9 protein-coding genes and 1 pseudogene are annotated in these 9,810 nt (G+C 72.3%); 6 read left to right on the top strand and 4 right to left on the bottom strand.

What is annotated here, in order from left to right; translation table 11 throughout:
* The 3 genes from ACQRUO_RS36260 to ACQRUO_RS36270 form a co-directional block, all read right to left on the bottom strand.
* Positions 1–792: carbohydrate ABC transporter permease (locus ACQRUO_RS36260; protein ID WP_428320429.1), on the bottom strand; the 792-nt coding region annotated here is incomplete at its 3' end.
* On the bottom strand, positions 789–2,042 hold the full coding sequence (locus ACQRUO_RS36265; protein WP_428320430.1) for an extracellular solute-binding protein: 1,254 nt from the start codon (positions 2,040–2,042) through the stop codon (positions 789–791). The genes ACQRUO_RS36265 and ACQRUO_RS36260, both read right to left, overlap by 4 nt.
* A 271-nt stretch (positions 2,043–2,313) precedes the next feature.
* Positions 2,314–3,099: a DeoR/GlpR family DNA-binding transcription regulator gene (locus ACQRUO_RS36270; RefSeq protein WP_428320431.1), complete on the bottom strand. Its 786-nt coding sequence runs from the start codon at positions 3,097–3,099 to the stop codon at positions 2,314–2,316.
* A gap of 172 nt (positions 3,100–3,271) precedes the next feature.
* On the opposite strand from ACQRUO_RS36270, the gene ACQRUO_RS36275 reads away from it, so the two are divergent.
* The 5 genes from ACQRUO_RS36275 (at position 3,272) to ACQRUO_RS36295 (ending at position 8,612) form a co-directional block, all read left to right on the top strand.
* Positions 3,272–4,159, top strand: a complete 888-nt coding sequence (locus ACQRUO_RS36275) for an SIS domain-containing protein (protein WP_428320432.1) — start codon at positions 3,272–3,274, stop codon at positions 4,157–4,159.
* Between the two features lie 46 nt (positions 4,160–4,205).
* Positions 4,206–5,057: a class II fructose-bisphosphate aldolase gene (locus ACQRUO_RS36280; RefSeq protein WP_428320433.1), complete on the top strand. Its 852-nt coding sequence runs from the start codon at positions 4,206–4,208 to the stop codon at positions 5,055–5,057.
* Between the two features lie 100 nt (positions 5,058–5,157).
* Complete coding sequence (locus ACQRUO_RS36285; RefSeq protein ID WP_428320434.1) at positions 5,158–6,192, top strand: asparaginase; 1,035 nt, start codon at positions 5,158–5,160, stop codon at positions 6,190–6,192.
* 124 nt (positions 6,193–6,316) lie between these two features.
* On the top strand, positions 6,317–7,387 hold the full coding sequence (locus ACQRUO_RS36290) for a hypothetical protein (RefSeq protein ID WP_428320435.1): 1,071 nt from the start codon (positions 6,317–6,319) through the stop codon (positions 7,385–7,387).
* Between the two features lie 43 nt (positions 7,388–7,430).
* A complete protein-coding gene (locus ACQRUO_RS36295) occupies positions 7,431–8,612 on the top strand; it encodes a hypothetical protein (protein WP_428320436.1) in 1,182 nt (393 codons plus the stop codon).
* Between the two features lie 42 nt (positions 8,613–8,654).
* Here ACQRUO_RS36295 and ACQRUO_RS36300 read toward each other — a convergent pair whose 3' ends face one another.
* Entirely contained in the window at positions 8,655–9,266 is a 612-nt protein-coding gene (locus ACQRUO_RS36300) for a TetR/AcrR family transcriptional regulator C-terminal domain-containing protein (protein WP_428320437.1), read from the bottom strand.
* Between the two features lie 296 nt (positions 9,267–9,562).
* On the opposite strand from ACQRUO_RS36300, the pseudogene ACQRUO_RS36305 reads away from it, so the two are divergent.
* Positions 9,563–9,810: pseudogene (locus ACQRUO_RS36305) on the top strand (hypothetical protein); the annotation flags it as partial.

Here is a 9,810-nt window from a genome sequence, read left to right on the forward strand (position 1 = left end):
CATGTACATGAACACGGTGCTGGTGGCGGTGTCGGCGTTGGGGCCGCCCTGGGTCATGCCCCAGATGACGGGGAAGGAGTTGAAGACGTTGATCAGGTTGATCACCAGGCCGACGAGGAAGGCCGGGCGTAGCAGGGGCAGGGTGACCTTGCGGTAGGTCTGCCAGGGGGTGGCGCCGTCGACGTGGGCGGCTTCGTAGACCTCGGTGGGGATGGTCTGCAGGCCGGCGAGCAGGGTGTAGGTGGTGAAGGGCAGGGAGACGAAGACTGCGACGAAGACCAGCCAGGGTTTGGAGCGCCCGGCGTCGCCCAGCCAGGCCTGGGCGTGGCCGATCAGGTGCAGGTCGAGCAGCAGGCGGTTGAGGACGCCGGAGACCTGGTCGAGCATCCAGCGGTAGCCGATGGCGGTCATCAGGACGGAGGCGGCCCACGGGGCGATCAGGGCCCAGCGGGTGAGGCGGCGGCCGGGGAAGTTCTGGTTGAAGAGTTGGGCCAGGGCGAGGGAGAGCAGCATGGTCAGCGCGACCACCACGATCGTCCACACCGCGGTCCAGGTGAGCACGTCGGGCAGCCGCGGATCGGCGAAGAGTTTGCGGTACTTGACCAGGCCGGCGGGGCCGTGGTCGGTGCCGGTGGTGTCGATGCGGCGCAGCGAGGTGCTGACCATCTCGACCACCGGCCAGATCACCACGGCCAGGATGAGCAGCACCGCGGGCGCGATCCACGGCAACGGACCGAGCTGGACGAACAGCGAGCGCCCGGGCGGTCGCCGGTTCGGCGGTCGCCGGTTCACTCGCCGGCCTGCTGGGCCGCCTGCTGCAGGGCGTCCAGGCCCTTCTTCGGGTCGCCGAGGGCGCTGCCGATCTGGGTCTTGATCTGGGCGGAGACGGCCGGCCAGGTCGGGTCGCTGAGCGGGTAGAAGGTGGCGGTGGGCAGGATCTGCAGGAAGGGCTGCAGCGGCTTCTCGTCCGGGTCGCTCTGGAACTCGGTCAGCGCGGACTGGGTGACCGGCATCAGGTCGTACTCCTTGTCGAACTTCACCGTGTTCTCCTTGCTGTAGGCGAAGTCGAGGAAGGCCTTGATCTGGTCCTGGTGCCCGCCCTTCTTGAAGGCCATCATCCAGTCGGCCACGCCCAGGGTGGACTTGGTGGCTCCGTCCTTGCTGGGCATCGAGGTCCAGCTGACGTCCATGTTCTTCACGTCGGCCAGTTCGGTGGGGATGCCGTTGACCATGCCGACCTTGCCGGAGGCGAAGTCCTTGAGCAGGTCGGTGCGGTTGACCGAGGCCGGGCTCTGCTCGGTCAGGCCGGCGTCCACCCAGCTCTTCAACTGGGTGAAGGTGGCGATGTTCGCAGCGGAGTTGATGGTGTACTTGCCGCTCGCGTCCTGGTAGCCGCCGTGGTTCTCCATCATCCAGATGAAGGACTCGGCCTGCGCCTCCTCGTGGCCCAGCGGGATGCCGAGCGGGACCTCGACGCCGGCCTTCTTCAGCGCGGTGGCGTCGGCGGTCACCTCGTCCCAGGTGGTCGGCGGCTTGGTCGGGTCCAGACCGGCCTGCTTGAACAGGGTGTTGTTGATCAGGAACATCCGGGCGCTGGAGACGAACGGGATGCCGTACTGGGTGCCGTCCTGCACGCCCGCCTTGGCCAGGGCCGGGATCAGGTCGCTCGCGGTGGCGGGGGAGAGCACGTCCTGGGCGGCGTAGAGCTGGCCGTTCTTGGCGTAGTCGGCGTAGCCGCCGGTCTGCAGCAGGTCCGGCTCGTTGCCGTTCTGCACCATGGTCTTGACCTGGGTGTCGATGTCGTTCCAGTTGATCACCTGCAGGTCGACCTTGATCTTCGGATTCTGCTGCTCGAAGGCGGAGATGACGCCCTGCCAGTAGGCCTGGCTCGGGTTCTGCCCGTTGGAGCCGTAGTCCGCCGCGACGAACTTGATGGTGGTGGTGCCGTCGGCGGAGCCGGACCCGGATCCGGAGCCGCACGCCGACAGGGCGAGCACTCCGGCCGCGCCGGCCGCTGCGAGGGTGAGGAGACGCCGCTGCATCTGAGTACCGCCTTTGCACGGGGGCCCGGCTGCTGGCGGGGCCCGGTGGAGGGTCGGGGGGTCGTGCGGCTTGCCCGGTCTGCACGAAGGTGCATCCTGAGCGCTCGATTTAATCAAGTTCGAGCACGCGTGCCAACAGAGTGTGCAGCTTTGTTGTGCTGCCGGACCAGCTGCGTTATCGAGTTGTTGCAGTCCCGGATGGTCGAGCCGGTTGCGGACAGCGCAACCAGGTGATCCGACGGACCGTCAGATCACCTGCGGGGAACGGGAGTCAGACCAGCCGGACGTCGACGCCGCGGGCGGTGAACTGCTCGACCAGCTCGGCGGGGGCGCCGGTGTCGGTGATCAGGGTGGTGATCGCGCTCGTGGTGCAGACCTGGGCGAAGGCGCGCCGGCCGAGCTTGGTCGAGTCGGCCACCACGATCACCTGTGCGGCGCGCTCGGCCATCGCGCGGTTGGCGCTGGCCTCGCTCTCGTCGTGGGTGGCCGCGCCGAGCTGCGGGTCGAGCGCGTTCACGCCCAGGATGGCGCAGTCCAGTGAGATGGCCTGGAGCACCATCGTGGCCAACGGGCCGGTCAGCTCGTAGGAGTTGGGCCTGGCCACGCCACCGGTGACCACCGTCTTGACGTACGGGCGGACCGCCAGCTCGTTGGCGATGTTGATCGCGTTGGTGACGATGGTCAGTGCGACCTGGTTGCCGTGGCCGGCCAGGTCGGTGCGGGTGGCGAGCTCGCGGGCCACCTCGGAGGTGGTGGTGCCGCCGTTGACCCCGACCACCGCGCCGACCGGGACCAGGGCGGCGGCGGCCTTGGCGATCCGCAGCTTCTCGTCGGCCTGCCGGGCCGTCTTGTAGCGCAGCGGCAGGTCGTAGGCGACGCCGCTGAGCACCGCGCCGCCGCGGGTGCGAGTGAGCAACTGCTGGCGGGCGAGTTCGTCCAGGTCGCGCCGGACGGTGGCGGCCGAGACGGCGAGCAGGTCGGCGGCCTCCAGGACCTCGATCCGGCCGCGGTCGCCGAGCAGGTCGAGCAGTCTGGTCCACCGCTCGTGCGCGCCCATCGCCACTCCTCGAGTCCGACTGGTCCGATCTTGAGCCTAGCGCGCGCCGCAGCACGCATCCGGCAGGTTCAGTATTGCTCATAGCTGCTGTATTCGGCTATCAATGGAACAGTTTCACGCACAGAAGTGCATCAGCGAGCATCTGTCACGCACCCAGCACGGGAGAATCCTCATGAGCCAGGTCGAGACGAGCCACGTCGAGCGGGAGATCGCCAGCCAGCCGGAGTGCTGGCGCCGAGCCCTGACCGGCACCCCCGAAGGCCTGCCGGCCCGCGGCGAACGCGTGGCCGTACTCGGCTGCGGCACCTCGCTGTACATCGCCCAGGCCTACGCCGCGCTGCGCGAACGCGCCGGTCAGGGCGAGACCGACGCGTTCGCCGCCTCCGAGTTCCCGGACACCCGCGGCTACGACCGGGTGCTCGCGATCAGCCGCTCCGGCACCACCACCGAGGTGCTCGCCGCCCTGGAGCGCACCGGCCGCACCCCCACCACGGCGATCACCGGCGACCCCGCCACCCCGATCGCCACGGCCGCCGACACACTGGTCGAACTCGCCTACGCCGACGAGAAGTCGGTGGTGCAGACCCGGTTCGCCACCAGCACGCTGGCCCTGCTGCGCGGGCAGCTGGGCCTGGCCCCCGCCGACCTGCCCGCCGAGGCCGAGCGCGCGCTGCTCGCCCCGCTGCCCGACGGGGCCACCAAGGCACGCCAGTTCACCTTCCTCGGCACCGGCTGGACGGTCGGGGTGGCCAACGAGGCGGCCCTCAAACTGCGCGAGGCGTCCGGGGCCTGGACCGAGTCCTACCCGGCGATGGAGTACCGGCACGGACCGATCAGCGTCACCGGCCCGGACAGTGTGGTCTGGTTCTTCGGCGAGCCGCCGGCGGGCCTGCTGGACCAGATCCGCCCGACCGGCGCCGTGGTCTCGGTCAGCGACCTCGACCCGCAGGCCGACCTGGTCCGGGCCCAGCGGCTGGCCGTCGCGCTCGCCAAGGGCCGCGGCCTGGACCCCGACCGGCCGCAGGGCCTGACCCGCTCGGTCGTGCTGGAGCGGCCGTGACCCCCCCGCGGCTGAACCGCCGTCCACCCGCTACCGAGGAGCAGCCGTGCCCCTGGCCGGAACCGGCGCCATCGTCACCCCCGCGGCGCAGGCCGTGCGCGGGGTCGGCGCCTTCAACGTGATCCAGCTCGAACACGCCCAGGCCATCGTGGCGGGCGCCGAGGCCGCCGGCACCCCGGTGGTGCTGCAGATCAGCGAGAACGCGGTTCGCTACCACGGCGGGCTGGCCCCGATCGGCACCGCCACCCTGGCGGTCGCCCGGGCCGCCGCGGTGCCGGCCGCCGTGCACCTGGACCACGCCACCGCACCGGCGTTGGTCCACGAGGCCGTCGAACTCGGCTTCGGTTCGGTGATGTTCGACGCCTCCGCGCTGCCGTACCAGGAGAACCTGCGGGCCACCGCGGCCGTGGTCGCCCACTGCCACGCGGCCGGCGTCTGGGTGGAGGCCGAGTTGGGCGAGGTCGGCGGCAAGGACGGCGTGCACGCCCCGGGCGCACGCACCGACCCGGGGGAGGCGGCCGCCTTCGTCGCCAGCACCGGCGTGGACGCGCTGGCGGTGGCGGTCGGCAGCTCGCACGCCATGCTCACCCGCACGGCGCAGCTCGACTTCGCGCTGATCGCCGCGCTGCGGGCGGCCGTTCCGGTCCCCCTGGTGCTGCACGGCTCCTCGGGCGTGGCGGACGAGCACCTGACCCGCGCGGTCGAGCACGGCATGACCAAGGTCAACGTAGCCACCCACCTCAACCGGATCTTCACTCTGACGATCCGTCAAGCTCTGGCCGATGCACCCGAGTTGGTCGACACCCGGCGCTACCTCGGCCCTGCCCGCAGTGCCGTCGCCAGGGAGGTGGCCCGGCTGCTGGGCGTGCTCCGGGCGGGCGCGGCCGGTAGCGGCTGACCCCGGCGGTGCGGGCGCGCCGGTCCGGACCGGCGCGCCGCCGCTGCGCCCGTGCGCGGGATCCGGTGAGATGGGAGCCGGTCACGACGAAGGAGCCGCCATGCCCACGACCGCCGCCACCGCCGCTGCCGAGGCCACCGCCGCCGACACCCGCGAGGCGCTGCCCTCGGTCCTGATCGTCTCGCTCGGGGGCACCATCGCGATGACCGCCGGGCCCGACGGCGGTGCCGTGCCGCGGCTGACCGCGGCGGACCTGGTGGCCGCGGTGCCGGGGCTGGACCGGTACGCACGCCTCGAGGTGCTGGACTTCCGGCAGCAGCCCGGCGCCTCGCTGCTGATCGAGGACGTCGCCGAGCTTGCCCGGGAGCTCGACTCCCGGGCTGCGCAGGGCACGGCCGGGTTCGTGGTGACCCAGGGCACCGACACCATCGAGGAGACGGCCTACCTGCTCGACCTGCTCTACACCGGGCGCCCGCCCGTCGTGGTGACCGGGGCGATGCGCAACCCGTCGCTGGCCGGGGCGGACGGGCCGGCCAACCTGCTGGCGGCGGTGCAGTCGGCGGCCGCTGCGGAGGCGGCCGGCCTGGGCTGCGTGGTGCTCTTCGCGGACGCCGTGCACGCGGCCTCGCTGGTGCGGAAGGTCCACAGCACCGGCATCACGGCCTTCGCCTCGCCCGACGCCGGGCCGCTCGGTCAGGTGGTCGAGGGCGAGCTGCGGCTGCTGCTGACGGTCCGTCGTGCCCCGGCCCGGGTCGCGCTGCCGTTCACCCGGCAGGCCCGGGTGGCGTTGATCCCGGCGGCGCTCGGCGACGACGGCGAACTGCTGGCGGGGCTGGAGGGCCGGTTCGACGGCGTGGTGATCGCCGCCTTCGGGGCCGGTCACGTGCCGCAGGGCTGGGTGGCGCGGCTGGAGCGGCTGGCGGCGGCGGTCCCTGTGGTGCTCGCCTCCCGCACCGGGGCTGGACCCGTCCTCAGCCGCACCTACGCCTTCCCCGGCTCCGAGCACGACCTGCTGTCCCGCGGCCTGATCAGCGCCGGGCGCCTCGACCCGCTGAAGGCGCGGCTGCTGCTCACCGCCCTGCTGCGCGCCGAGGTGGGGCACGACGGCATCGTGGCCGCCTTCGCACAGCGCTGAGCCCTGATCCACTGTCAGATCACCCAGGTCAGCGCCGTCCGGCCGGTAGGGACGACCAGTCGTCGCGCGCCCGGGGGCGCTGCTTCAATCGTCTCCGCTCACCCCCTCGAGAAGGAGATCCGCGATGGCGCAGAAGTCCCGGCCCACCCTCGGAAAGGCGCTCGTCCTGGGCGCCCTGCTGACCCTGGCGGCGCCGGGGACCGCCTACGCCAACACCGTGGCCGTCACCGTGCACACCCCCGGTGCCACCCTCGGCCCCAGCGCCATCGACTCCTCGATCTCGACCGACGCCCAGTGCAGCAGCGGCCTGGTCTCCGGCGGCGGGATCGACCAGGCCATCGGCTCCGGGGCGGGGGTGAACGGCAACCACGTGCTGAGCACCGAGCCCAGCTCCGACGGGTCCAGCGAGTACACCGGCACGACCGGGGTGGTCGGCACCGACGTGGCGTACTGGATCGCCAAGGGCGGCAGCGGCGGCCAGGTCAACTCCTCGTTCTCCACCACGCCGTACGCGATGTGCTTCAGCAGCAGCCTGATCAACCACACCCAGGTCGTGATGAACAAGGTCAACGCGCCCACCGCGGCGGCGACCGTCGGCCTGGTGACGGCGAGTTGTCCGTCCGGCTCGGTGCTGCTCGGCGGCGGCGCGCTGGTCTCGCCGGCCAACACGGGCAACTTCAAGGCGATCGCGAGCTTCCCGACCTTCGACAACTCGGCCCACGACTTCGGCCAGAAGGCGGCCGCGGACGGCGAGACCAACCCCGACTCCTGGACCGCGGTCGGCTGGGACAACAGCAGCAACGCCGGCAACGAGACCTACGCCTACGCGATCTGCAGCGGCAGCGGTATCAACGTCAGCGGCGTGACCGTGACCGTCCGCAACACCGAGGTGAGCGGCCCGAACACCGGGAGCACCGGCCAGAACGCGACGGTCGGTTGTGGCAGCAGCGACGGGACCCTGGTCAGCGGTGGCGCCGCGATCAGCGCGGGCGGCGTGACCACCACCGACTTCACCGGCCCGAGCTCGGCCGGCGACCACCTCAACGGCAGCTTCCCCAGCGACTCCAGCGGCAACCCGGTCGGCGACGGGACCACCACGGCGGCGTCCTGGACGGCCTTCGCGCACACCGGCGGGATGGCCTCGACGACCAACCACACCGACGCCTGGGCCCTGTGCGCCAACGACGGTTCCTGAACCGGTCAGCCGGGTCACCAGAGCAACAGAGAGACAGCGATCGATGACGAACACCACGAAGTCGAACACCGCGACGCCGAACAGCACGAGGCCGAACACCGCGAATTCGACCACCACCAAGCGGCGCACCCTGCTCGGGACCGTGCTGATCCCGGGCGCCCTGCTGGTCCTCGCGGCGCCGAACGTCGCGTACGCCGACGCCGCCGCCGTCGTGGTGGCGACCCCGGGGGCTACCATCGGCCCGGGGACCCCGTTCACCGGCGTCTCGGCGCACGCAGACTGCCCGCACGGCCTGGTCTCCGGGGGCGGGATCGACCAGTCCACCGGCGACGACCGGTCGGGCAACGGCAACCACGTGATGGGCATGGCGCCCAGCGCGGACGGGAGCACCGAGTTCACCGGCGCGACCGGCGTGGTGGGCAAGGACGTGACGCACTGGATGGCGTTCGGCGGCAGCGGCAGCAACTTCAGCCCGGACTTCTCGACCACGCCCTACGCGCTCTGCCTGTCCAGCAACCGGATCCGGCACACCCAGGTGGTGATGAACAAGGTCGCCGGTCCCAGCACCGGGCAGACCGAGAAGATCGTGACGGCGACCTGCCCGGCCGGCACCCGGCTGATCGGCGGTGGCGCGCGGACCACGCCCGCCAGCGTCGGCAGCCTGAAGCCGATCGCCAGCTTCCCCACCTTCGACGACGCCGCGCACGACTTCGGGCAGAAGGCGGCGGCGGACGGTGAGACCGACCCCGACTCGTGGACCGCCGTGGGCGGCATCGGCGGCGGCCGCAACACCGGCAACGAGACGTACGCCTACGCGATCTGCAGCGGCGACCACGTGAAGGTCCGCGGGCTCACCACGACGGTCCACTTCCGCGAACTGAGCGGCCCGGACACCGCCGGCACCAGCCAGACGGCGACGGTCGGCTGCACCGACCCGGCCGACCAGCGTCATCGCGGGCGGCCGCGCTCGGTGCTGGTCAGCGGGGGCGCCGCCGACAGCGGCGGCAACGTGACGACCACCGACTTCAGCAAGGCGGGCTCCGGCGGGACCCACCTGATCGGCAACTACCCCAGCAACCCGGACGGCACGCCGGTCACCGACGGCACCCGGACGCCCGAGTCCTGGACCGCCGACGTGCACGTCGGGGGATCGCCCTCGCCTAACACCTACTCCGACGTCTGGGCGCTCTGCCTGAACCTCGACCGCGGAGACCAGGACCGCTGAGACCGGACCGCTGACGCGGCCTTGCGACAGCGCCCGCCGCGCTCAGGGCCGTCCGGCCGCCAGTGCCTCCTTGAGGCCGGCGAGCAGGGCGGCCAGTCCGGTTTCGAAGGCGAGTTCCTGGTAGTCGGGCGGTGCGGTGAGCAGCGGGGCCAGCGCGTCGGGGGTCGCGCCCGCCGGGCAGTCGGCGTGCAGCGGGCGGTCGAGGTGCAGCGCGGAGCCGAGCAGGAAGTACTCGACGGCCTGCACCACCGGCAGCAGCTGCTCCTCGGGCCAGCCCGCCTCGCGCAGCACGGCGAAGGCGTTGGCGTAGCCGGCGAGTGCGGCCGGCGACCGGGTGGGGCGGGCGGCGAGCAGCGGGATCGCGTTCGGGTGGGCGGCGAACGCGGCGCGGTAGGAGCGGGCCCAGCTGTCCAGCGCGGCCGTCCAGGGGCGCAGCCGGGGGTCGAGTTCCATCTCGGCGACGATCAGGTCGCAGATGCCGTCGACGATCTCGTCCCGACCGGCGATGTAGTTGTACAGCGAGGGGCCCTTGACGCCGAGTCGGGCTGCCAGGCGGGTGGTCGAGAGGGCTGCGGCGCCCTCCTCGTCGACCAGGGCGAGCGCGGCCCGCATGATCCCCTCCCGGGTCAGCAGCGTCCGCGGCGGTCTGCCCATCTCCGTGTCCTCCCGGCGGGTTGGTTCGCATGCCCCCGGGATTCGGTCGGGCACGCGGGGTAGTGTACGTTCTCGCCCAGAAAAACTACTGGCTCTAGTTTTAGGGGGGAGTCAGGGGCGCGGCCGACGGCGGACTTCGGCCGGTTCCGGCCTGCTCTCCTCCTGCCGCGCCGCAGGTACCACCCCGGGTGTGCTCCCGGGTGGACCCGTGCCGTGCGGCCTGGCATGCCCCTGACCAGTTGGCGCGGGGCTCGCCGCCACTCCCTGCCCGCCTTACGCCGAAGGTGACCCTCCGCATGCACCTGCGCACCCGCGTCCTGCCGGTGATCGCCGCCTCAGCGGTGCTCTCGCTCGCCGCCTGCAACCCGTCCCAGCCCGCCGCCCAGCCGGCCGACCCCGGCCCCACCGCCGGCTCGGCCGTGCCCGCCCCGGCGGACGGCGCCGACGCCGCGTCCGCCGCCGGCACCTCGACGGTGACCCTGGTGAACCCGGCCGCCGACCAGGCTACCGCCGGCACCCCCGCGTCCGCCGCCCCGACCGCCCC

Source organism: Kitasatospora sp. LaBMicrA B282 (assembly GCF_050325825.1).
Lineage (GTDB): Bacteria > Actinomycetota > Actinomycetes > Streptomycetales > Streptomycetaceae > Kitasatospora.

Excerpts from the sequence above, each read along its gene's own strand:
- ACQRUO_RS36300 (WP_428320437.1), bottom strand. The coding sequence starts at position 9,266 with ATGGGCAGACCGCCGCGGACGCTGCTGACCCGGGAGGGGATCATGCGG.
- ACQRUO_RS36285 (WP_428320434.1), top strand. The coding sequence starts at position 5,158 with ATGCCCACGACCGCCGCCACCGCCGCTGCCGAGGCCACCGCCGCCGAC.
- ACQRUO_RS36265 (WP_428320430.1), bottom strand. The coding sequence starts at position 2,042 with ATGCAGCGGCGTCTCCTCACCCTCGCAGCGGCCGGCGCGGCCGGAGTG.
- ACQRUO_RS36275 (WP_428320432.1), top strand. The coding sequence starts at position 3,272 with ATGAGCCAGGTCGAGACGAGCCACGTCGAGCGGGAGATCGCCAGCCAG.
- ACQRUO_RS36295 (WP_428320436.1), top strand. The coding sequence starts at position 7,431 with ATGACGAACACCACGAAGTCGAACACCGCGACGCCGAACAGCACGAGG.
- ACQRUO_RS36290 (WP_428320435.1), top strand. The coding sequence starts at position 6,317 with ATGGCGCAGAAGTCCCGGCCCACCCTCGGAAAGGCGCTCGTCCTGGGC.
- ACQRUO_RS36270 (WP_428320431.1), bottom strand. The coding sequence starts at position 3,099 with ATGGGCGCGCACGAGCGGTGGACCAGACTGCTCGACCTGCTCGGCGAC.